The sequence below is a fragment of the Chlamydiales bacterium genome (assembly GCA_031292375.1).
Classification (GTDB): domain Bacteria; phylum Chlamydiota; class Chlamydiia; order Chlamydiales; family VFKH01; genus JARLHF01.
Map to the genome: position 1 here is coordinate 1 of JARLHF010000045.1, position 22,134 is coordinate 22,134.

Below are 22,134 nucleotides of genomic sequence, written 5' to 3' on the forward strand. Positions count from 1 at the left end.
TTAATTTTGGCAATAAACAAGTAAAAAACGGTGTAGAACGCATCATAAATGATAAATTATAAGTCTCCGTGTCTCCGCGTCTCCGTGTTTTAACTATTCAAGTTATTGATTAGCAGATAGTTGAAAATCGAGCTGGCGTTAATTTATTATGAGGCCGTTCTTCAAAGTTATAGTCAGCCCATATTTGTGGAATATTAGACCAAAAATAAAGAATTAACATATTATGTATAAATACGTTACAAGAAAATTCTTATCCAAAACCCGCGTTTATTAAGGTAAAAGAGTTCGGAGTGCCGTAGAAATTGCGTTGGCCAACCTACTTGACTCCTTACTTCGATCGGGATGATACTCACTCAACAATTCTCTTAAAACCTTCTTTTTTTTCAATGCTTCACACGATTGTGTTAAAACCGTTTGTCTAAGGTATTCTTTATGAACATGTTCTTCTGAACCCAGCATTTCTTTTCGGATTAGAAATTCCTTATCTTCATCAGTGAAGTCAGGCTCTTCTGAAATCTCTTTTAGCCTGTCAGAGTATCTTTCTTCTGCCTGTAAAAGTAAGGCCGTTTTATCGATCTGTTTTTTTTGTATTTGGATGTCAATCCATACAGATTGTAAAAAGGTTATAAGTTCGCTGTTACTCTTGTAAATGGCTAATAAAAAAGCACTTTTATCAGAGTCCCATAAATAGTTTACTAATGCCTTAGATTGTTCAGGAGGTATAGAGTTTATTTCCCATTGATTTGTGTTATGATTAAATTTATATATATCTCCAGGCCTAGATAGAGGATACAACAGCATTATATCGAATACCTCCTTAAATGCTTCCCAATCTGTGCCCAGTTTATCTTGTAATGCGTCTTTGATAAGAGCTTGCCGTGCAGAAGGAAGTGCACCTAGCACCATGGCAAGCTTTATTCCTTTTAATGAAGCTATACTTTTAGGGCAAATGTATTGAAAGAGCGTTCTTATGCTAGTTTGCCATTTATAAGTTGAATCTGCATTGAGCTCATAGGAATCAGAAGATAAAATGAGATGTGATAGATAAGCATCTAACAAGGCTTCTTCGAATGGTGTATTAGATTGTTGATTAATGTAACCTAGTTGTGCCAACGTAATAAAAATGAATTCTATGTCATCGATATTGCTAGGAGCACCTAGCAAAGCAGCTTCTGGTGAGAAGTATAATTTGATTGCGCTAATAATTTCTGAATCACTCTTAAAAAAGTTTAGGCATAGCACTCTTGTCTTGCTTACTGCTTCTGATAAGTCAGCAAAACTTTCTCTATCTAACGCAGTATATTTAGCAATGGCTTTTCTCCACAACGGATCCATCTCACTCTCTCTCATTCCTAGAGCATCTTTTAATAATTTGACAGAAACATCAATATCCCCATCTATCAAATAGCTAGACACAATTCTAGGGTTATGAAAAATTGCCTGGTTTATAGCAAATGCTGTTGCAACTTCTGAAAATGTTAGGTTGGTTGAAGAAGTGTTTCTTATCTCATTATAGGAGCTTCGAATTAATTCAATAGCATACTCTGATACTGCTTTTGGAAGGGGATCTGTATCAGGTATTTCTAAAATTGATTTTAATGCAGTTACATGCTGAGGCGGAAGATCGGAAGAATCTGCTGAAGTCCCCTCGAATCCAACATTATTTTTTAGCAATAGGCAACAAGCAAGATTTGCGAGTGCTTGTTCGTGAATAGTGGGAACGAGCTGTTCAGGTGCACTGCTCCCCTGCGTGTATATTTGCAGATAGCGCATCCGAGCAATGATTGCTTTAGTATCCAATACGTATTCTTCCCATGAATGGGGTTTTGGCATAGGAAGAGAGGGTTGAAAAAACATTTTAATGTCGTCTGCTGATACGTTACTCTTGTCTATCAAGATGTCTCTGGCAGCTTCTATCGAAATTGGCATTAACTCTTTGTTAAGAAGACGCTTGCATAAGTCATCAAAAATTTGATTAAGAGTTCTATGATTTTTAACCATTTCCAACTTAAACTCAGAAATCCATTTACCTAAAGCATCTTCAGGGGATAAGTTTTCTTGTTCAGCTAACTTGGTTATAATGGTGGCAAGTGGTAGACGAGTTTGTATTTCTGGAAAGTTTATTATAGCCATAAGACAGTCAATACGATTTTCTATAAAGCGATTGAGCTCTATTTGGTCAACAAAAAGATCATTCCAATGTTCTTTGAAAATCATTCGTGATACATTTCCGAGTATTCTTTCTAAAGTCTCTCTGTATATAGCTTGCGCCTGCATTAAGTCATTAATAGACTTAGGGTTCTTTTCGACCTCCAAATAAAGTAATAGAAAGGAGAGAGCTTCAATAGCTATTTTTTCTTGATTTTTACTAAAATGACCTTTCTTTTCATATTGTAATAGATAAGTACAAAGCATTTCTATAAGTGCTGTATGGCGTACTTCATAATTATTTACATCGAAATCCCAGCCTTTTTTATAGTTTTTAAGAAAATCTTGTATGGAATCTGCCTCAGTATCTATGACTTCTTTTAAGAGATCTATCTCTAGAGGATCCAAAGGATTGTTAGGATCAGAGGCTGTTTCTAAGGCCTCTTTGAAAACGCGATCGACCCCCTCTTGGATGTAGGTTGTAAATGTGTTAAGTAAGGAATAATCTACTAAAGAAGCTTCTTCTGGAGATGGTACTGAAGGTGGAACAGATTCTGGTGTCGAAGATTTTAACATTGTGGTTTGTGCTAGACTCAAAATCTCTTGATCTTCTGAAGTTAATTCTTTAAAAGCGCCTATATTAGTAAGATATTGTATATCTTTTTCCCATTTGCATGTTCCTTCTTTTTTAACGTAGCTATTAGGAGAATTAGCCATAAAAGAAAGATAAGCTTGTAATAGCTTTTGCTGGCTTAATTTCTTTTCGCTAAAAAATTTGAAAATTCTCGCAACATCTTGGCAACTGCAAGGCGCACCCGACCGAGCAGCTTTGATTGAAAAAAATGAGTCGATCATAGAGTTTGCTCGTTCTTCTAAAGTAGTTCTTATAGGTTGTACTAAAGAAAAAGAGCTTGTAGATATGTTTGTAGACGAATAGGAAGGCTCTTCAGATAAGCTTAAATTGATTTGGAATGGATGTATTGTCGCTACAGGCGTTTGTTGAATATTATTTAATAGACAATCTACTCTAATTGCGCTTGTTACTTCCTCCGAATCCGTTTCAGAGTCTATTGGGGATATATACTTTGCAATAACATGAACCCACAACCACTCGATGTCAGATTCTTCAATACCTTCTTTTTTAATGATAATTGATTTTAACTGTTCTTGAGAGGATGAAATATCACCATCTAAATAGTCGCTAATAATTTTATAATTGTTAAAAACTGCTTCATGTACTATGGTGATTTTTTTAATTGTAGATAAATCGCCTTTTAAGAGATTCTCTTGAATTAATTTTTTTGCATAATTTTGTATGAGTTGTGGGAGGGGTTTATTGAGAGGTATATGTAAAATTGTCTTTAGTGCCTCTATGTGCCATTCTGTAAGCTGGGGAGAGCTTTCTGAAATCTCTCTCAATCCAACAGGATTTGTTAATAACAGGCAGCAAGCAAGTTCTTGAAACGCTTGAATCTTTAAGGATTCTTTAAAGAGATTGCTTGCTTTTGTTGTTTTCAATTTGCTTGTTGGTTGCTCTTTTAGCGCGTCTAGTTTTTCTTGTATGCCCTTGATTTCTTTTTCTTCTTCTGCCAAGAAGGTGTATTTTATGCCTTGCTGAACTTGCCATTGTTCTTCAATTTGAGCAACTAAAGTAGGTCTGTCTATAGATATTTTTGTAGAGCCAAGTACTAGGTTATCTTCTTCTACAAAAGAAAGAATGATCCTTTCTGCACTTTCTCTTTGAAATTCTGATAGATCAAGCTCTATTAACCGGTTTGCAATACAGGAATTAAAATCTGATAATGTAAAGGGAGGGTTTTCAATATGCTGCTGAATAGTTTTTACTATATTTTCTTCAAACGAGTCCAAGAGAGTAAGTGCTGATGGACTTCCTTCAGGCGATAAGTTGACTTGTTCTGCTGAACTAAGACCCCAATTATAGGCATTAGCAAGCATCATAAAAAGATCTTTCTTCCATTCAGGTGGTAGTTTAAGAGTTGGATTGGTTTCATAATAATCTATTAGCCAATACCAGACTATATTGACTTTGGTTGTGTTTATACCCTTTTTTTTGATAAGACTAAAAAAATCATCAGACCAGTTGTACTTTTCATGCAAGCTGTCTAAATCGTATTCTGGAGTTAGTACAGCATTTTGATTTTGTGTAGTGTCATTTTCGATTTTCCCAAGAATTCCAAGTACGCTGTGATTAATTGTCAATGAGGTTTTTCCTGAGGAGGAAGCTTGATTTTTAGTAGTTATTATGGAGATCTCTTTGGGAAACCGTAGATCAACGGAATTTTCTTTTCGTCTCTCAATAATAATACCAAGGGCTTTGAGAGCTTGTTCGGTGATGGGATTGTTAACGTTTAATGCAAACTGTTGTGTTGTGTAGTTCTTATCTACGGGCAACGAAGAACTACTTGTTCCAATATTACTACTCATTTTGATCTTCTCGTATTTATTTTTTATTATATCTAATTTAAAGTAAAACCCTATTCTATTTCTTTGCTATTTTTTTGTCATTAAAATCTATAAAATTAAATTTTTAATGTACTCTAGTATACGCTTATTCTAATTTATAAATAAACAAAGAGGCATGATTATAATGACTTGAAATATAAATAATTTTAAATCATAATGAGGCAAGGAGGTGGTTTATGAAAAGGTCAGTGATTAGAAAAAAAAATACCCACAAAAAAATAGTAAAGCAGCCCTTTAAGCGACGAGCCTTTTATAGTGAAGAGCACATAACGCTCGAAGAGTGGAATTCTGGTACTGTTTTTATAAGGTTAGAGGCAAGAGATAAGCGGATGGGTTCCGATTTTTAGGACACTACTGCTAGTTGCTCGGATAAGAGGAGCGGCTGAGCGTCTGTATGTGCCGAAGTGCCATAAGGACCTATGTTTTTTCCTGTTCTCAGGTGCTTCATGTAGCTTATAAAGTGATCAGCAAGGCAGATGGGATTTTTGTTAGCAGGATCTTTTTCCAATTGGATCCAAGAACATGTTTTGCCATCAATTATAATTGTTCCAAAGAGAGCTTCTTTTACAATGTCTCCTCTGATTGAGTATTGTTGATTTGAACTTTTATGAGAGGAGATGCGTGTGTGTTTATTTGTCTCATTACAAAGTGTTTGATAGCATTTACCCCCATCATCGAAGCATAGATGGGCTCCTTTTAAAAATTCACAGAATTGTTCTGGTGTTTCTATGTAATGCTTTACCGTATGAAAGAGATCATTTTCTTCCTTGTTTAGTCCAATGATGGGTGCATGAGGCTCGAGTGAGTCAGTAGATTTTATTTGCTCCCATACATCAAGCCAAAATTCTTTGTTTTCTACTACAGTGGGTAGAGAGTTTGTTCCTACAAAAATTTTATGAATAAAATAAGCTATAGTTACCCAAATGCTTAAGGGAAGAAAGGTGATAAAACCTGTAAGATAGGCTGCATATTTTATTTTATTGAGAAGGCGAGGCTTAGCTTTTGTGATGATGGGGGATGACTCTTGCGATTTTTCTTGTGCAATAGCAATAATTGTTTTATCGACCGAAGAAAGGGTGTTATCTGTAATTTTAAGATTATCGGTCGTTGTATTTGAACTATTATTCTCTATAGAATTTATTGTCATAGATAGATCTCTACATTTGTTTTTATGTAGGCTAATTGTAAATCTTTGACGTTAATTAATTATAAAGATTATTTTAAAAGAAGAGGTTGATTGTCAGTATGCACTGAAGTACCGTAAGGACCTATGTTTAGCCCTGATTGTAAGTGTTCCATATAATGGATAAAGTGACCTGCAAAATGAGCTGGACGTATACTTAAGGGCACTCTTTCTAGTTGGATCCATGAATGCACTCTATTACCGCATTTGATTGTTCCAAAGAGAGCTTCTTTTACAAAGTGTCCTCTTATTGCATATTGCTGGCTTAAGCTCTTATGCGAAGAGAAGCGCTTATGTTTATTTGTCTCACGTGCAAGCGTTTCGTAACATTGGCCATCATCGGCAAAATGAAGGTAGGCTCCTTTTAAAAATTCGCAAAATAATTCAGGCGTGTTTGTGTAAGTGCTTATTATCTGTATAAGCACTTGTTCTGAGTGGGTTAGCCCCAAATTAGAAAGTTTTTGATTTTTATTGGGAGCTTGAGTTTGTTTCCATATATCGACCCAAAATGCTTTGGCTTTTTCTACGTTAGGTAGTGACTTTGCTTTTATTGTAATTTTGTAAACTGCATAAGCAATAGTTGCCCAAAGAGTAAGTGGTAAAAGGGTGACAAAAGCTGTTAGGTAAGCTGCAAATTTGACTCTGTTACGAAGCTGGGGTTTTGCCGTTGTACTAATAGTCGTTGCATTTGAGAGAGTATGATTTGCAACGAGAGAGATGGTTTTATTCAAAGGAGAGGGGTCATTGTGAGAGCTTTGCGTTTGGTTAAGAGGGATCTCTTGTTGACTTCTTCTCGAATAGTCTATTTCTATAGCCATTAACAACCTTAATTTTTAAAGTTAACGGGTTATTATAGATAAAAGTATAAATTAGTTGCAAAGTATTATTCCGTTGCACGAATTAGGAGTCCTGCAAGAGCATAGCGATTACTTGGATAGCCACCACTTATGGCAGTAAGAAGGGCATCGATTGCTTCTGGATCTTTTTGATTTGAAAGGGCTGTTAGTGCCTCTACAAATAGTCTAGAGGTTTCTCCTGGAGTCAGGGCATAACTACTTTCACCTCTTGTTCTTGGCATGAAAGGGCGAAAAGTGATTAAGTCAATATTCCTAAGTTCTTTAACCCAAGCTCTAACATATTCGGCGTAAGGGCCAGGTTCTCTCAAGCGAAATAGGGCAAGATTACAGTAAGAGCGAAGAAGAGGAGCTCCTGCTCTTTGCAATTCCTTTACAAGAAATTCTGTTGCTTGTGTGCTCTTTAAACTCTCTATAAGGCTAATCAATGTGGGAACAAGTTCTGGATCATTCGTGTCTAATAAGATAGCTGCTAGTTTAAAAAAGTCTTCTGTTGGAAGATCTATGGTTGCAGAGAGTATTTTATCTTTTGTAGTAGTAAGTATTTCTGCTTCTTGGGAGGTAGGATCAACACGAGCACTTGCTGAATGTACAACTCTCCAGGCGCTCATGACAAAACCAGGAGAGGGGTACTCAATAACTGCAAGGTCTTTTGAGTCTTTTAAAAGAATTTCTAAAAGAACTTGCGTGCACCTAGCATCTCTTTTTTGCAAAAGAGCAAGAGCTGCATTAAAGCGAACAGTAATGTTTGCATTTTTTGAGAGCAAAAAGAGTAATTCTTCCGTTTCAGGAAGGTTGCCAAGAGCAGAAATTGCAAAAATATTTCCTTGAAGTGCAAGCTTTGCTATGCAGTCTATAACTTTTATATCTCCTAATTTATACAAGGAAAGAAGGGCTGCAAGCCTTACAGATTCTTTGTTACATTTGCTCTGAGTTTCGAGTATTTTCAAAGAACCTCTATCTTTTAGCTCTCCAAGAGCAAAAGATGCGGCTTCTTGCTCTTCATGATTACCGTGGATTGCAAGTGTACGGAGCCTTGGCAACAAATCATCTCGTTTGTAGTCAATGATGGATAAGATAGTTGCAAGGCGCAGTTCTGGGTTGGGATCGGACAAGAATTTTTTAAGCATAATTGTAGAATAAGTATCTCCTGCAAGAGCAAAGAGAGGAGGAAATAAGGGTAGAAGCACGGGGTCTAATTTGCACATGAGCCCCTCAATTTGCAAAGCTGCATTGAGATCTTTTTTTGCAGCAAGCATCTTTGCAGCTTCTAAGCGTATTACAACATAGTTTGAGCTCATAGCTTTTTTGACCAATTCATCAGCCCTATCATCATGTAAATCGTTTAGAAAGTAGAGAGAAGCCAGTTGAATTTTGGGGTCTTCATTGCTAAGGCCACGCTCAAAAATATAGAGCATCCGAGAAGATCTTGCCATTCCAGCACCATAGATCGCTAAAAATTGCTCCTGAGGATCTTTAGAGCGATAACCTTGTTCAAGTGTTGTAAAAGCAATTTGCTGTAAAAGTTCAAAGTCATCTCCATCTATTTGCGATCTATAGGTTTTGTAGACGTCTATTGCACCTTTGAGGTTACCAGCTCGTGTTTTATATAAAATTTCAGCCTTTAGAGATTTTAAATTATAGCACTTTTGCGCTTCAAGAGAAGAAAAGCTTAAAAGGTAAATTATGAGGACTAGATATTTATACATAATATTCTGAGCTATTTTGAAGCAATTAGCAACGTAGCAATGCCTCCAAGTAAAGGAATGGTTTCAATTTTTGCGAAGCCTGTTTCTTTGAGAATTTTTTCTAGTTCTGAGGGGCTTAAGAAAGATGCGATACTTGAGGATAAATAATTGTAGGCATTTTTATTTGAGGTTACATATTTTCCTATAATAGGAAGAAAGCCTTTGAGGTAGCAAGAATGTAGCATACGAATAAGTCCATTTTTTGGACGTGTAAGCTCTAATATTCCAAGGCGTCCTCCATTTTTTAAAACTCTAAAAGCCTCTTTGATGCATTTATTGGGGTTTTTAATGTTGCGGATGCCATAAGCCATAGAAATGTGGTCGACACTATCTGATTTAAGGTTGATTTTTTCTGCATCGCCTTGAATATAGTGAAGATGACGTGTTGTTTTGAGTTTTTTTGCTTTCTCTTTAGCAATAGCGAGCATGGAAGCAGAAAAGTCTAATAAATAGGTTTTAGGTGGGCTTTGAAGGTTTTTTAGATAAGCAAATGCAATTTCACCCGTTCCAGAGCATAAATCTAAGAAGACTTTAGCAGGCTTTTTTTGTTTTAGATGTCGTACAAGAGATCTATTCCAAAATGAGTGCATACCAAAGGATAGTATTTGGTTTGCTCTATCATAAGAGGGAGCAATGGAGTCAAACATTGTTTGGATTGTTGTAGGTGCGTTTTTATCGTACATAGGTTGCAAATTTTTCCAGTCCTGCGAGTTCTTTTTTGTTAAAGATGAAGGTTAGAAGATCAAAATAATTTGATATCCGTATTTTTAAATCGTTTTTTTGGGTAGAGCCTGGGTAGAGCTGATTTGTAGCAAGTAAGATAACTTCGTTTACGTGCTCTTGTCCCCATTTTAGTGATTCATATAGAGCAAGTTTACATTTTGATAGGATCTCTTTCGAAAGAGTTTTTTTTGCTGCGAGTATACCAAAGGGCATGAAGAGATCAGTAAATTGAAACCATGCGTTCGCAAGATCGGTCATTTGAAAGGAGGTTTCTTGTCTTGCTAACAAGGCCTTGTCACCGATAAGTAGATAAGCATCATAAGTTTCTATAGGGATGTTTGGATCGATTATTTCAAAGTAGGGAGTGCATTTCCAGTAGTGTTTACAGAGGATTTTTAAAAGAGCAACAGAGGTTGCGCTCTCTTCTGTTAGGGCAACTTTTTTTTTGTTTAGAAGCTTAATTGGTTCCCTGTGAAATAAGAGAACGCTTTGTACAGCTTGTTTTGCAGCGATTCCAAAGGGAAAGACATGTTGAAGATGATCTCTATTTTTTAAAAACTCAATACTGCTGATCAAAGATATATCTAAGTCATCTTGAAGTAGCATTTGGTTAAGTTTTGCTGGAGGAGCGAGCGTTATTTTTACATCTGAGAGTTTTACATGACCATGCAAGATAGCAGCAAAGAGGGGTAATGTGTTAATGTAATTAATACAGCCTAAACGAAGCATGAGTTAACGATCTTCTTCTGTGTAATCAAAGCCAGAATGGATCTCTTTAGGGACGCGCCCTGCCTCTTCAATAAACTTAGAGATAAGCTCTTTTGTCATTTTAACTTTTACACCACCTGCCATAATGATAATTTTTTCTTCAAGCGACGTAGATGCAAAATCGTTAGCACCACAAGCTAAGATCTCTTGTGCATCTTTTACCCCAACATAGTTCCAAAGTACTTTTAAGTTACGAATGTTGTCGAGCATAAGGCGAGAGAGAGCATAAACTCTTTTCATGTTTTTTTCTTTGAGCCTTCCCTTTCGCTTTCCAAGAGCATTATTTTCATCGTGGTATTTGAGAGGGATAAAGGTTTGAAAGCCTCTTGTTTCATCTTGCAAGGCGCGTACCCTGCAAAGATGGGTAATGATATCAATATTCTCTTCGACATGTCCAAAAAGCATGGTAATATTTGATCTTAATCCTTGAGAGTGAGCAATTCGATGAATTTCTAAATACCGCTCGGAGGTAATCTTTTGAGGGGCTATTTGTTTTCTTATTGCTTCTACTAAGATTTCAGCTCCTCCTCCTGGAAGTGAGCCAAGACCCCAGCTCATCATGCGAGAAAAGACCTCTTCAACGCTGATATCATGTAATCTTGCAAGGAAATCATATTCTACGGGCGTAAGTGCTTTAATATGTAAATTAGGATCAATTGTTTTGATGCGAGTAAAGAGCTCTTGGTAGTAATCTAAGTTGCATTCCCTCCATAGGCCACCTACAACGTGTATTTCTGTAAGCTCGCTGGAAAGGTTTTCTTTAATTTTATTTTCAATTTGTTCTGGAGTTAAAAACCATGCACTTTTCCAACCAGGTTTTGCATAGAAAGAACACATAGGACAAGAAAGCTCACATAGATTAGTTGGGTGAACAAACAGAGTGGACGCAAAATAGACCGTATCACCACATATTTTTTTTCTTGCATAGTCAGCTAAAAGAAAAATTGGAGCATCTTCTTCATAGTTTAGAAGATATAAGCCCTCTTCGAAGGAGAGTCTTTTATTATCCAGAACTTTTTTTGCAATAGTGGTAAGATCTTCCGTTGGCATAGAGTCTAGAAGCTCATCTGAGCTATGTATTGCACAAGTTGTGTTCATTATAAACTCGTTGGTTTTATGTTTAATGAGAGTGTTGTGTGCCACCTGTTGATAATAAGAGAGCTGCAACGGTCACAATAGTTGCAACGACGACGCCTGCAACAATTGCAGCTGTTGTAATTCCTGTATGGAAACCAGCTCTTGATGCAAGGGCTGCGCCATATCTGCCATTTTCTCTTGGGGGAGGTCTTACAGGATGAGGTCTTCCAACGCCTCCATCTTCTTGGAAAAAACTGGGGTTTGCATTGGTCATAATACCTTGAGTAAATCCTTTGCAGGTAAATGAGAAGAGTGCAAGTATCAGTGCTATCCATGTAGTTATTTTCATGTATATACCTTTATAGTTATTCAAGTTGCTTAGTTGGATTTATGCCAAAAGAGCGAATAGCAGAAAAGAACTCTTTGCTAAATTGTGAAAATTCACTCAGCTGGGAGGTGGCTGTAATTACGTAAGCGACACAATTTTTAATCATTAAAGCCTGAATCATTCTTACATCGCCCCACTTACTTGTAAGATCAAGTTGAGTAAGAGCCATATCTCCTGCTTTTGTGTGTATCGAGCCCATTCGAGACCACTTTCTATTGCGATCAGGAGTATTCATGACCTTGATAGCATCTAAGTATTCTTCTAATGAAAGAGAAGTCTCTTCAAGAGCTAAATTGATAGAGGGTGGTAAGTGGTTTGCTTTGAGAGCTTTGCCCTTTACCATGACTTTAACTTCTGGAAGTAGCACCTTAGGGTCGACCATTTCCCAGCCCTTTGGTACATCAAAGTGGCAAGCACCTGGTTGTTTAAGAAGTTCTTCTTGCGTTTTAAAAGATTCTGTAGAGGTTGCTTGAGTATTATTTGCAAATAATAAGTGACAAGAAGCTAGTGTGAAGAGCAAAAGAGATGGGATAATATACATAGGCTGCACGTGCAAGTTAAAAACTCACCTTATAGCTTATATGCATAAACAAGTTCAAGAATTGTTTTTTAGATACTGAAAAACGACCTTGAAAAAATTTGCTAAAAGCTTGATAACTATGGGGAAAGATTTAGGGAGATCCACGAAGTTATGCAAATGTTAGAAAAAGGTAAAGATAAAATTCAACAAATCTGTGATCTTTTGAGGCATGAGACGCTAGAGCCAGCAAAAGAAGAAGCAGAAGGTATCATTAGTAGTGCAAAAGAAGAGGCGCATCAAATTGTCTTGCAAGCGCAAAAAAAAGCTGAAGAATTAGTTTTAGCTGCAAAGGCATCCATTCAAAAAGAGAGGGAAGTTTTTCAGTCCTCCTTAAAAGAGGCTTCAAAACAAAGTGTAGAGGCGCTAAGGCAGAAAATTGAACAGGAGCTTTTCAATGATTGTTTATTTCAACACATCACTAAAGAGATGGTTGATCCAAACATTATTGTAAAATTAATTACAGTTATTATTGAAGCCATCCAAAAAGAGGGATTGAGCGCAGACTTTTCTGCCCTAATTCCACAAAAAGTGTCTCCTGAAAGTATTAATGCTTTATTGAAACAAGACCTCTTGCAAAGACTTAAAGAAAAGAGCGTGGTTGTTGGTGGTTTAGCAGGCGGTGTAGAGCTTCAATTACATGATAAACAGATGAAAATTGTACTTTCTAATAAAGATGTTTTAACAATTGTAGAAAAACATTTACGAAAAGAATTTCGGCAGTGGCTTTTTAAATGGCAATAAGGAATTGATGAGAAATTATTATTTTTTAACAAATTTATGCCCTCCTTTACAATTAAGAGAGCCTCCGGAAATTTCGTTTTCGGAGTTAAAAGCTTTTTTTTACATTAATTTGGCAGCTCAAGACTATGCTAGGATGAGGGCTTTGCAATTTTATATAGATCTTTATAACTTGCGCGCCTTATGGCTTGAAAAGCCCATTGATGATAAGGGCTTTTACAGTAAGGAAGAATTAGAAGTTGCAATGGTGACAGGTGTTGGATTGCCAGACTATGTTTTAGATTTTTTGCAAACTTATGACACAACAGAAAAGAGAGTGCACGCCTTTTTATCTCTTATTGCAAGTTATTTTCAAGAAGAAATTGCAAGAGCTGATTCTTTTTTTGTTAAAGAGTATTTGACATTTGAAAGGCAGTCGCGTCTAATACTCGCCGGTTTTCGCTCCAAACTTGAAAGACGAGATATTATTGAAGAGCTTCAGTTTGAGGATCCTCTCGATTCAAGTGTAGCTTTTGTAATTGCTCAGAAGGATGCTAAGGAGTTTGAGGCGCCTGATGGTTATGAGGAGCTTAAATTAATTTTTATAAAAAATAAGTCTTCCCCATTAGAGCTATTTAAAGATTTATTAGAATTTAGATTCAATCGAATTGAGGCCATGAAGGGAGATAATCCCTTTGGAATAGATGCCCAGCTGGCATACATGGTTCAACTTGCAATTGTAGAGGCATGGCAAGAAGTGCGCTCTGGCAGTTTGCTTGAAGAGGGTAGCAAAGTAGTGGATAAGATGATAAGCACAGTGAAGGAATCAGCATGAATGCATCGTTAGATATAACGCGTCAAATAAAAACGAGTACTCAGGATAGCTCTTTTGCGACAGGCAGAGTTGTAAAAGCTTTTGGAAATCTATTACAGGTAAAGTTTGTAGGCAATGTTCGACAAGGTGAAGTGGGATTTGTGTCCGTTGGCAATTGCGAATTAAAAGCAGAGGTCATTGAAATTGTAGGCGATGAAGTAAAGATACAGGTGTTTGAAGATACGAGGGGCGTGAAATTGAATGCTCCTGTGCGTTTTGCACGAGATCTTTTAGAGGCAGAGCTTGGCCCAGGGTTGCTCTCTTCTATTGTAGATGGGCTACAAAATCCTTTAGAGCATGTAGCTGATGTTGCTGGGTTATTCTTACCAAGAGGTGTTTATCTTCCTGCAATTGATAGAAAAAGGCATTGGGACTATATGCCCTGTATTCAGTTAGGTGATGTTGTTATGAGGGGTGATAGCTTAGGATCCACTCTTGAGGGTGTTTTTCGTCATCAAATTATGGTTCCTTTCAGGCTTCATGGTTCCTATAAAATTACATGGGTGATAGGACAGGGCTCTTATACAGTTGACGAGGTTGTTGCAAAAGCTGTTGATGAGGAGGGTAAAGAGCATGCATTTACCATGATTCAGAAGTGGCCGATTAAGACATCTCTTATGGAGGGCGAAAAGGTAAAGGTGTCCAAGATGATGGATACGGGCAGTAGAATCATCGATACGCAGTTTCCCGTTATGAAGGGGGGTACCTTCTGCACTCCTGGTCCCTTTGGCGCTGGAAAAACTGTGTTGCAACAGCATCTTTCCAAATATTCATCAGTAGATATTGTGATTATTGCAGCCTGTGGTGAGAGAGCAGGAGAAGTTGTTGAAACATTAAGAGAGTTTCCCCACCTAACAGACCCTCATACAGGTGAGCTTCTCATGAAGCGCACAGTAATTATTTGCAACACATCTTCTATGCCAGTTGCTGCAAGAGAATCTTCTGTATATTTAGGTATTACTATAGCAGAATATTATAGACAAATGGGCTTAGATGTCTTGTTGCTTGCAGATTCTACCTCTAGATGGGCTCAAGCACTTCGTGAGATGTCTGGGCGTTTAGAAGAGATTCCTGGTGACGAGGCATTTCCTGCATATCTTGCCTCTCGTATAGCTGAGTTTTATGAAAGGGCAGGCGTTGTTGCTCTAAAAAATCAAGGACTTGGATCGGTTACAATATGCGGCGCAGTTTCTCCAGCGGGTGGTAATTTTGAAGAACCCGTTACGCAGGCAACCCTTGCAGTTGTAGGGGCCTTTTTAGGCCTTTCTAGAGAACGTTCGGACTCGAGGCGTTATCCTGCAATTGATCCACTGATTTCTTGGTCTAAATATGTAGGCCTTGTTAGTGAAGTGCTAAATGCTGATGTGGATGGTTGGGGTGATAGGGTAAAAAAAGCACAACGTATCCTCGTTAGCGGAAGAGAGATTGGCAAACGCATGGAAGTTGTTGGTGAAGAGGGAACTTCTCTTCATGATATGATGGTTTATCTAAAAGCAGAGCTTTATGATTTTAGCTATTTACAGCAAAATGCCTTTGATAAGGAAGATGCTTATTGTCCCTTAAAGAGGCAGATCCCTCTTTTCTCATTGATCAGTAAGATTTTTGAGATCGAATTTCATATGAAAACGCATGATGAGGCGCGTAGTTATTTTTTAACATTGCAAAACCAAATTAAGAATATGAATTTCACACCTTTTGAGTCAGAAAAATATTTTCAAGAGTTTGCTGCAATAGAAGAAGCACTTGAACTTGCAAAACATAAAATCGATGAAAAAGCAAAGAGGGTGTAATGAAAAAAGTTCATGACCGTATCAACGATATGCGAGGTAACTTAATTACCGTTACTGCAGAAGGTGTTTCCTTGGGAGAGCTTGCAAGGATCGATTTACAGAGTGGAAAAAGCACTTATGCTTCTGTCCTTCGTATTGAAGGAGACCAGGCAACGCTTCAAGTATTTGGTGGAACAAGGGGGATATCAACAGGAGATCATGTTACCTTTTTGCAGCACGAGATGCAAGTAACTTTTGGAGATGATTTGCTTGGAAGACGTTTGAATGGCTCTGGAAGGCCTATTGACTCGGGTCCAGAAATTGTAGGCGAGGCAATTAATGTGGCAACACCCTCTTTTAATCCTGTTAAACGTATCATTCCAAAGCAGATGGTAAGAACGAATATACCTATGATCGATATGTTTAACTGTCTGGTTAAATCGCAAAAAATTCCTATCTTTTCTATTCCTGGAGAGCCCTACAACGCACTGCTTATGCGCATTGCCAACCAAACAGATGCTGACATTGTCATCATCGCGGGCATGGGTCTTACATTTGCAGATTACAGAGCCTTTATTGATAATGCTGAAGAGTCTGGTACTATGGACAAGACGATCATGTTTATTCATAGGGCAACAGATCCTGCAGTTGAGTGCTTGCTTGCGCCAGATATGGCTCTTGCTTGCGCTGAGCACTTTGCTGTAAAAGATAAAAACGTTCTTGTGCTATTGACAGATATGACAGCCTTTGCAGATGCCATTAAAGAAATTGCAATCACAATGGACCAGGTGCCATCGAATAGAGGTTATCCGGGTTCTTTGTATTCCGATCTTGCATCTCGTTATGAGAAGGCCGTAGACATCGATGGTAGTGGCTCTATTACGATTATTAGCGTGACAACGATGCCAGGTAATGATGTAACCCACCCAGTTCCTGATAATACAGGCTACATTACAGAAGGACAGTTTTATTTAAATGGTGGAAGAATCGATCCTTTTGGATCACTTTCTCGCTTAAAGCAACAGGTTATTGGAAAAGTTACTCGAGAAGATCATGGTGACATTGCAAATAACATGATCCGTCTTTATGCCGAATCGAAAAAGGCGCGTGAGCGGCAAAGTATGGGTTTTAAGCTTTCTCGTTGGGATGAAAAGTTACTTCACTATTCAAAACTTTTTGAAGATCGTATGATGGATTTGGAAGTTAATTATACGATAGAAGAATCTCTTAATCTTGGATGGCAGACGCTTGCAGAATGCTTTAGCAAAGATGAAGTAGGTGTTAAGCAGGCCTATGTAGATAAATATTGGCCGGAAAAAGTTTCTTGAAGGGGCGTTTCTTGTGGTAGGAATTAGGTTCACAAAAAATGAATTGCGAGATCAACAAGTAAAGCTTGCCCAACTTCAAAAGTATCTGCCAACACTGCAACTAAAAAAAGCAATGCTGCAGGTACAAGCAAGTGAGGTAAGAGCAGAAATCGTTTTGCTGATGCAACCCTTTGATGAGGCAAGAAAAGAGATTAATGCGTTTAGTTTTTTACTTTTAAAAGATTTGGGTATTGAGCCCAAAGAGCTTGTAAAATCCTCTGGTATTAAGAAGAGTTATGAGAATATAGCAGGTGTAGAAATACCACGTTATGAGGGGATGGATTTTGAAAAAGCTACATATAGTCTGTTTGAAGCGCCTGCCTGGCTAGATGCGATAGTTGCTAAGTTGCGTGCCATGATGGAGCTTGAAGCTAAAATTTTAATTGCCGAGGAGAAAAAGGCTGCTATTGAAAAAGAACTTCGAGAGGTTGCAATCCGAGTGAACTTATTTGAAAAAGTAATGATACCAAAAGCCTTAGAAAATATTAAAGTTATCAAAGTGTTTCTTGGAGATCAGCAACTTGCAGCGGTTGCAAGGGCAAAAGTTGCCAAAACAAAGATTGAAGCAAGAAGGAAAAAAGCTTTGGCAGGTGAAATTCCATGAGAGTAGATGTCGTAAAAATTCTATTTGTAGGTGTTGAAAAAGAAAAAGATCGCTTCTTTGCAGCAGCTCAAGAACAAGGCCTTATTGAATTTATTAATCCTAAGGGCTCAAAAGACCTTGTCAATGATGCAGAAGTTCATAAATTTCTTGCTGCAATTAAAATTCTTCGTGGGTTTGCATTACTGCCTCAGCTTGAGGGGATGCCAAGTCAAGTAGCTATGCCTGCTGTAGAACGTATTTTGGCGCTACATACAGATATCCTTAAACTCAATGAAGAGATGCGTCGCCTAGAAGTTACTATTACAAGAAACAATATTTTCGGCGAATTTTCTTTAGAAGATTTAGCTTTTATTAAAAAAGAAGGGAAGTATGAGGTTAGATTTTTCTGCAGAGCTCAAAGTAAGGTAGATAAGCCATGCGATAAGAACTTGATAGATATTGGAGCCGAAAATGGCTTGGAATACTTTATTGCCATTGATTATAGCACTGATGAGTTAAAAAACTATGAGGGGATGATCGAGATTAAAATTGATAAGTCTCTAAATACCCTTCATGCTGATTTGGAGGCTGTAAAAAGTCAGACTCACCTATACGAGCAAGAGCTTAAGAATTATTCTCAATACAACCGATTTTTACATAAAGAATTAATTGAGCGTCTTGATCTTGTCCACCTTAAAAAAGCAAAAGAGTGCACAGAAGTTCCTATAGAGGGTAAATTATTTGTTGTAACTGCTTGGGTTTCTCTTACATCCATTCCAAAGGTGCAAGAGCTTTGTTCGGATCTAAGTGTCTATAATGAACAGATTGTTATTGAAGAGAAAGATGTTATTCCGACTAACTTAGAAAATAAGAATAGCGCAAAAATTGGAGAAGACCTTGTCAACATCTATGACACTCCATCCATTACGGATCATGACCCTTCTTTGTGGGTTCTCTACTCGTTTATTTTCTTTTTTGCAATTATCATCAATGATGCTGGCTACGGCTTTATATTTTTGCTTATCTCTCTTTTCCTTTATTACAAGTTTCCAAAAGTAAGTAGCTTTGGTAAGAGAGTAATAAAGCTTTCTATCATGATCTCTTCGGCATGTGTGATTTGGGGTATTCTTACAACTTCCTTTTTTGGAATAGAGGTATCAGTAGACAATCCTATCAGAAAAGTGTCTATTATCGACTATCTTGCAGAAAAAAAAGCAGCTTACCATATGGAGCATCAAGATGAGGTTTATAAGGAATGGGTGCGTGCTTATCCAGGTTTGGCACACGTTACAAGTCCAAAAGCATTTCTAGATATTGAAAAGCCATCTCCTGCGGACCCTAAGAAGGTAGAATACCCCATCAGAGATAGCTTTTCAGGGACAATTTTGTTTGAATTTGCGCTCATCATTGGGACATTACATGTAATATCCTCTTTTTTAAGAAATTTGAGGCGCAGTTGGGCAGGTGCTGGCTGGGTTATCTTTATGGTTGGTGCCTATCTTTATTTTCCCCATGTGCTGCACGCAACATCGCTCATTCATTATGCCTTGGGTGTGCCCCTTGGACCTTCTGAGCAAGAGGGATTGCGCATGCTTTATGGAGGAATTGGGCTTGCTTTGGTATTGGCAGTGATTCATAAAAGATTGGGTGGTATATTAGAGTTTACAGTCTTTATTCAGATTTTTTGTGACGTACTCTCTTATTTACGTCTTTATGCTTTGGGCCTTGCGGGCATGATGATGGCTGATACTTTTAATGGTTTAGCTGCAAATACAGGCATTGTTTTTGGAACACTTATCATTATCGCAGGCCATACTGTGAATATGGGAATTAGTATTATGGGCGGCGTGATTCACGGGCTTCGTCTTAATTTTCTAGAATGGTATCACTATTCCTTTGAGGGTGGTGGTAGATTGTTTAAGCCCTTAAAATTGACACGTGAAAAAAATTAAAACTTAGGAGAATTAAGAAATGAGTTATGATATGGTTGGGCCAGCTATGGCACTTGGTATAAGTAGCTTTGGCAGCTGCGTGGGTTGTAGTATTGCAGGCGCTGCCTGCCATGCTGTGATGGCAAGGGTTGAAGAGGGACATGGTAAGTTTCTGGGAATGTCTGCGGCTCCTTCTTCTCAGTCTATTTATGGATTTATTCTCATGTTGCTCATGAGAAATGCAATTATTGCAGGAACGCTTTCTCCCCTTTCTGCTATTGCTATTGGCACTGCAGCTGGTGCTGTTATGTTTGCATCTTCTGTTTTTCAGGGAAAAGTGTGTGCAACGGGTATTCAAGCATCTGCAAGGCAACCTGCAGTATATGGTAAGTGCTGGGCTGCTATTGGTATTATTGAGTCTTTTGCTCTATTTGCCTTTGTATTTGCGCTCATGCTGTTCTAATGAATGCTTTACTTGTACTTTTATTGACACTTGCGGTTGTTTTATCTGGCTGTGCAAGAGATAAGAAGGGATCGCTAATGACGATGGATACCCTTTTGTCATGTGCTAGGAGTGCTCCTTTATACGTTAGACTAGAGGCGCTTTCTCTTGAGTATTTAGCAAGTTCTGTGGTGGATACTCCAGACCCAGATCGCTGTGGTCATTATTGTGGCCAGCAATTTGTCATTGTTTGGAGCACTATGGGCACATCTTGTACACCTCAATATAGAGTTGTAATTTCTTATATCACGGGTACACACTGCTTTGAGCAGGTAGAAATACCTGTTTCTGGCGCATGTGGAGCTCTTCGTTATAGAATATTAAATGAAGAGTATAAGAGGACAGAGGGTGTATTGACATATAAGGTAGAGCTTTTCGAGGGCAACTTATTAAAGGCCACCTGGAAGGTGCGTAATTGGGTCGACTGGATTTCGACGGAAGAGGATTATACGTAAAATAAGTTCGGGAATCAATTTTTGAACTTGTTTGTGTATATGCAAATTATAAAGAAGACCAATGCTCAGCGGTAATGTTTTCGGCAAGCATTATAGTTTTTTCTTGAAGGGATAGGACAGAGGCCTTTTGAACGAGATGTTCTTTAAGAAATATTTGAAGAGATTTTGCCATTTCTCTTGAAAGAGATTTTGCAAATTTGATTTCAAAGGCACTTAGAGTGTCTTTTTCCTTTATGATAAGGTCTACTTCTACACCACTTGCAGTACGGTAAAAGAAGAGTTCAGTGCGTTTTGCCATATAAGCAGTTTTCTTTAAAACGTCCGCTATGACCATATTTTCAAAAATATGTCCCCCTTCGGAAGATTTAAGCAAGCGCTCTTCATTATCAATGCCAAGAAGAAAGCAAAGTAGGCCCGTATCTACAAAATAGATTTTAGGAGATTTGAGAAGCCTTTTACTTAAGTTATTGTGGAATGGTTTTAGAAGAAAAATAATGTATGTAGACTCTAATATGCTTATCCAATCTTTTGCTGTAGGTTGTGAAATACCACATTCTTTAGAAATTTCTGCGATATTGAATATTTTGCCTGCTCGAGCTGCAAGTAAAGAAATAAAAGTTTGAAATCTTCCAAGGTCAGTAATTGCTTTAATATTGCGAACATCTCTTTCTAGATAGGTAGAAATATAAGAGCCAAACCAGAGGTTCCAATTAATTATAGACCCTGAAAAAAACTGTGGATAGAAGCCTTGGACGATCTGTTTTGTACATGCCTGGGTATCTAATGCAGGAACATTAATCTCTGTCCAATTAAAAGGATAGAGTTGTAAAATAGCAATACGTCCTGCTAAAGATTCAGAAACACCTTTCATTACCTGAAAAGTTTGAGAGCCAGTAAGCACAAAGCGGCCATTTTCGCAGCGTTTTGCATCGATTGCAAGTTTTAAGTATGAAAAAAGAGAAGGGGCATATTGGATTTCATCGATGATTAGGGGAACAGGATGTGAACTTAAAAATAATTCGGGATCATCATTTGCAATCTTTCGAAGTAGTGGATCGTCGAGTGTAACATAATTGTAATTTTTAAGAGTATTTTGAAGTAGTGTAGATTTTCCAGCTTGCCTTGGGCCTGTAACGAGTACGGCTGGAAACTGAGAGATTGCTTCCTTAAGAAGAGGTTCAATGGCTCTATGGATATACATAAAAAAACCTTGTTTAAAGCTTAGACTATCACATACTTACGTTTTATTCAAGCAAAAATAAAGTGAGACTTTATTTTTGCAGTAAAGTTGTCTTAAATACATGTAGTATAAATTAATTCAATCTTAATAATATTAATCTATAATCATTTTTTAAATAATAAGAAACAAGGAATTAAATTATGTTGTTAGTACCTGAAAATAATTCGCAAGCTTTATTGAATAATCCACTATTTAATCCTCTAAATGGGGATGTAAAAAGCAAAACTTTTCAGCAGATTTGGAATGAAAGCTCAAATAGCAAGAAAGTTGGTATTGTTGTAGCTTCTATTTTTCTTGCAATTCCAGTAAGTGGGTACTACTTAATTCGAGATGGCGTTCCTTTTCTTGCAAAGTGGGTGCATGATGCTGTGTTAGTTCCTGTTGGAGAGAAGATCAAAATAATTGCCAAATGGTTGCATGATTATATCTTAGTACCTGTTGGAAGAAAGATTGCAGATATTGCCAAAGCTGTTTTTGTCACATTTCCTAAGTGGATTTATGATACTGTGTTAGTTCCTGTTGGAGAGAAGATCAAAATAATTGCCAATTGGTTACACGACAATATCCTAATACCTGTTGGAAGAAAGATTGCAGATGTTGCCAAAGCTATTTTTGTCACATTTCCTAAATGGATTTATGATACTGTGTTAGTTCCTGTTGGAGAGAAGATCAAAATAATTGCCAAATGGTTGCATGATTATATCTTAGTACCTGTTGGAAGAAAGATTGCAGATATTGCCAAA

General features: G+C 37.5%; 20 protein-coding genes. 10 read left to right on the forward strand and 10 right to left on the reverse strand.

Annotated elements, in window-relative coordinates; all coding sequences use genetic code 11:
* Nucleotides 1-270: 270 nt before the first annotated feature.
* Nucleotides 271-4,593, reverse strand: coding sequence for a hypothetical protein (locus P4L16_05620; GenBank protein ID MDR3624599.1), 4,323 nt, complete (start codon nucleotides 4,591-4,593; stop codon nucleotides 271-273).
* 215 nt (nucleotides 4,594-4,808) lie between these two features.
* On the opposite strand from P4L16_05620, the gene P4L16_05625 reads away from it, so the two are divergent.
* On the forward strand, nucleotides 4,809-4,979 hold the full coding sequence (locus P4L16_05625) for a hypothetical protein (GenBank protein ID MDR3624600.1): 171 nt from the start codon (nucleotides 4,809-4,811) through the stop codon (nucleotides 4,977-4,979).
* Here the strand turns inward: P4L16_05625 and P4L16_05630 are convergent.
* The 8 genes from P4L16_05630 to P4L16_05665 all read right to left on the reverse strand — a co-directional run bounded on the left by P4L16_05630 (nucleotide 4,976) and on the right by P4L16_05665 (nucleotide 11,929).
* A complete protein-coding gene (locus P4L16_05630; protein MDR3624601.1) occupies nucleotides 4,976-5,779 on the reverse strand; it encodes a hypothetical protein in 804 nt (267 codons plus the stop codon). The two genes, P4L16_05625 and P4L16_05630, sit on opposite strands and share 4 nt — an antisense overlap.
* A gap of 68 nt (nucleotides 5,780-5,847) precedes the next feature.
* A complete protein-coding gene (locus P4L16_05635; GenBank protein ID MDR3624602.1) occupies nucleotides 5,848-6,633 on the reverse strand; it encodes a hypothetical protein in 786 nt (261 codons plus the stop codon).
* Between the two features lie 65 nt (nucleotides 6,634-6,698).
* Nucleotides 6,699-8,378 carry a HEAT repeat domain-containing protein gene (locus P4L16_05640; GenBank protein ID MDR3624603.1) on the reverse strand — a complete coding sequence of 560 codons (1,680 nt, stop codon included), beginning with the start codon at nucleotides 8,376-8,378 and terminating at the stop codon, nucleotides 6,699-6,701.
* An 11-nt stretch (nucleotides 8,379-8,389) separates the two neighbouring features.
* Nucleotides 8,390-9,100 (reverse strand): bifunctional demethylmenaquinone methyltransferase/2-methoxy-6-polyprenyl-1,4-benzoquinol methylase UbiE, encoded by a 711-nt coding sequence (gene ubiE / locus P4L16_05645; GenBank protein ID MDR3624604.1) that lies wholly within the window; start codon nucleotides 9,098-9,100, stop codon nucleotides 8,390-8,392.
* Nucleotides 9,090-9,869: a menaquinone biosynthesis protein gene (locus P4L16_05650; protein ID MDR3624605.1), complete on the reverse strand. Its 780-nt coding sequence runs from the start codon at nucleotides 9,867-9,869 to the stop codon at nucleotides 9,090-9,092. Before P4L16_05650 ends, ubiE begins: the two co-directional genes overlap by 11 nt.
* A gap of 3 nt (nucleotides 9,870-9,872) precedes the next feature.
* Nucleotides 9,873-11,006 carry a CofH family radical SAM protein gene (locus P4L16_05655; GenBank protein ID MDR3624606.1) on the reverse strand — a complete coding sequence of 378 codons (1,134 nt, stop codon included), beginning with the start codon at nucleotides 11,004-11,006 and terminating at the stop codon, nucleotides 9,873-9,875.
* 22 nt (nucleotides 11,007-11,028) lie between these two features.
* Entirely contained in the window at nucleotides 11,029-11,334 is a 306-nt protein-coding gene (locus tag P4L16_05660; GenBank protein ID MDR3624607.1) for a hypothetical protein, read from the reverse strand.
* Nucleotides 11,335-11,350: 16 nt separating this feature from the next.
* Entirely contained in the window at nucleotides 11,351-11,929 is a 579-nt protein-coding gene (locus P4L16_05665; protein ID MDR3624608.1) for a hypothetical protein, read from the reverse strand.
* 135 nt (nucleotides 11,930-12,064) lie between these two features.
* On the opposite strand from P4L16_05665, the gene P4L16_05670 reads away from it, so the two are divergent.
* Genes P4L16_05670 through P4L16_05705 form a run of 8 tightly spaced genes read left to right on the forward strand, consistent with a single transcriptional unit; the run spans nucleotide 12,065 to nucleotide 20,151 of the window.
* Complete coding sequence (locus P4L16_05670) at nucleotides 12,065-12,694, forward strand: hypothetical protein (protein ID MDR3624609.1); 630 nt, start codon at nucleotides 12,065-12,067, stop codon at nucleotides 12,692-12,694.
* Nucleotides 12,695-12,701: 7 nt separating this feature from the next.
* Entirely contained in the window at nucleotides 12,702-13,505 is an 804-nt protein-coding gene (locus tag P4L16_05675; GenBank protein MDR3624610.1) for a DUF2764 family protein, read from the forward strand.
* Nucleotides 13,502-15,334: a V-type ATP synthase subunit A gene (locus P4L16_05680; protein ID MDR3624611.1), complete on the forward strand. Its 1,833-nt coding sequence runs from the start codon at nucleotides 13,502-13,504 to the stop codon at nucleotides 15,332-15,334. The genes P4L16_05675 and P4L16_05680 overlap by 4 nt, the downstream gene beginning before the upstream one ends.
* Nucleotides 15,334-16,641, forward strand: a complete 1,308-nt coding sequence (locus tag P4L16_05685; protein MDR3624612.1) for a V-type ATP synthase subunit B — start codon at nucleotides 15,334-15,336, stop codon at nucleotides 16,639-16,641. The genes P4L16_05680 and P4L16_05685 overlap by 1 nt, the downstream gene beginning before the upstream one ends.
* 13 nt (nucleotides 16,642-16,654) lie before the next feature.
* Nucleotides 16,655-17,284 (forward strand): V-type ATP synthase subunit D, encoded by a 630-nt coding sequence (locus P4L16_05690; GenBank protein ID MDR3624613.1) that lies wholly within the window; start codon nucleotides 16,655-16,657, stop codon nucleotides 17,282-17,284.
* Entirely contained in the window at nucleotides 17,281-19,215 is a 1,935-nt protein-coding gene (locus tag P4L16_05695; GenBank protein MDR3624614.1) for a V-type ATPase 116kDa subunit family protein, read from the forward strand. The genes P4L16_05690 and P4L16_05695 overlap by 4 nt, the downstream gene beginning before the upstream one ends.
* A 19-nt stretch (nucleotides 19,216-19,234) precedes the next feature.
* The gene (locus P4L16_05700; protein MDR3624615.1) at nucleotides 19,235-19,657 is read left to right on the forward strand and encodes an ATP synthase subunit C; all 423 of its coding nucleotides are present in this window, start codon (nucleotides 19,235-19,237) and stop codon (nucleotides 19,655-19,657) included.
* On the forward strand, nucleotides 19,657-20,151 hold the full coding sequence (locus P4L16_05705; protein ID MDR3624616.1) for a hypothetical protein: 495 nt from the start codon (nucleotides 19,657-19,659) through the stop codon (nucleotides 20,149-20,151). The genes P4L16_05700 and P4L16_05705 overlap by 1 nt, the downstream gene beginning before the upstream one ends.
* Before the next feature lie 46 nt (nucleotides 20,152-20,197).
* On the opposite strand, the gene P4L16_05710 is transcribed toward P4L16_05705, so the two are convergent.
* On the reverse strand, nucleotides 20,198-21,352 hold the full coding sequence (locus tag P4L16_05710) for an ATP-binding protein (GenBank protein MDR3624617.1): 1,155 nt from the start codon (nucleotides 21,350-21,352) through the stop codon (nucleotides 20,198-20,200).
* 179 nt (nucleotides 21,353-21,531) lie between these two features.
* On the opposite strand from P4L16_05710, the gene P4L16_05715 reads away from it, so the two are divergent.
* A partial coding sequence (locus tag P4L16_05715; GenBank protein MDR3624618.1) for a hypothetical protein occupies nucleotides 21,532-22,134 on the forward strand: 603 nt, incomplete at its 3' end.

Coding starts and splice junctions, on each gene's coding strand:
- P4L16_05620 (MDR3624599.1), bottom strand. CDS start 4,593: ATGAGTAGTAATATTGGAACAAGTAGTTCTTCGTTGCCCGTAGATAAG.
- P4L16_05650 (MDR3624605.1), bottom strand. CDS start 9,869: ATGCTTCGTTTAGGCTGTATTAATTACATTAACACATTACCCCTCTTT.
- P4L16_05655 (MDR3624606.1), bottom strand. CDS start 11,006: ATGAACACAACTTGTGCAATACATAGCTCAGATGAGCTTCTAGACTCT.
- P4L16_05700 (MDR3624615.1), top strand. CDS start 19,235: ATGAGTTATGATATGGTTGGGCCAGCTATGGCACTTGGTATAAGTAGC.
- P4L16_05640 (MDR3624603.1), bottom strand. CDS start 8,378: ATGTATAAATATCTAGTCCTCATAATTTACCTTTTAAGCTTTTCTTCT.
- P4L16_05635 (MDR3624602.1), bottom strand. CDS start 6,633: ATGGCTATAGAAATAGACTATTCGAGAAGAAGTCAACAAGAGATCCCT.
- P4L16_05685 (MDR3624612.1), top strand. CDS start 15,334: ATGAAAAAAGTTCATGACCGTATCAACGATATGCGAGGTAACTTAATT.
- P4L16_05630 (MDR3624601.1), bottom strand. CDS start 5,779: ATGACAATAAATTCTATAGAGAATAATAGTTCAAATACAACGACCGAT.
- P4L16_05675 (MDR3624610.1), top strand. CDS start 12,702: ATGAGAAATTATTATTTTTTAACAAATTTATGCCCTCCTTTACAATTA.
- ubiE (MDR3624604.1), bottom strand. CDS start 9,100: ATGTACGATAAAAACGCACCTACAACAATCCAAACAATGTTTGACTCC.
- P4L16_05710 (MDR3624617.1), bottom strand. CDS start 21,352: ATGTATATCCATAGAGCCATTGAACCTCTTCTTAAGGAAGCAATCTCT.
- P4L16_05625 (MDR3624600.1), top strand. CDS start 4,809: ATGAAAAGGTCAGTGATTAGAAAAAAAAATACCCACAAAAAAATAGTA.
- P4L16_05695 (MDR3624614.1), top strand. CDS start 17,281: ATGAGAGTAGATGTCGTAAAAATTCTATTTGTAGGTGTTGAAAAAGAA.
- P4L16_05660 (MDR3624607.1), bottom strand. CDS start 11,334: ATGAAAATAACTACATGGATAGCACTGATACTTGCACTCTTCTCATTT.
- P4L16_05705 (MDR3624616.1), top strand. CDS start 19,657: ATGAATGCTTTACTTGTACTTTTATTGACACTTGCGGTTGTTTTATCT.
- P4L16_05680 (MDR3624611.1), top strand. CDS start 13,502: ATGAATGCATCGTTAGATATAACGCGTCAAATAAAAACGAGTACTCAG.
- P4L16_05670 (MDR3624609.1), top strand. CDS start 12,065: ATGCAAATGTTAGAAAAAGGTAAAGATAAAATTCAACAAATCTGTGAT.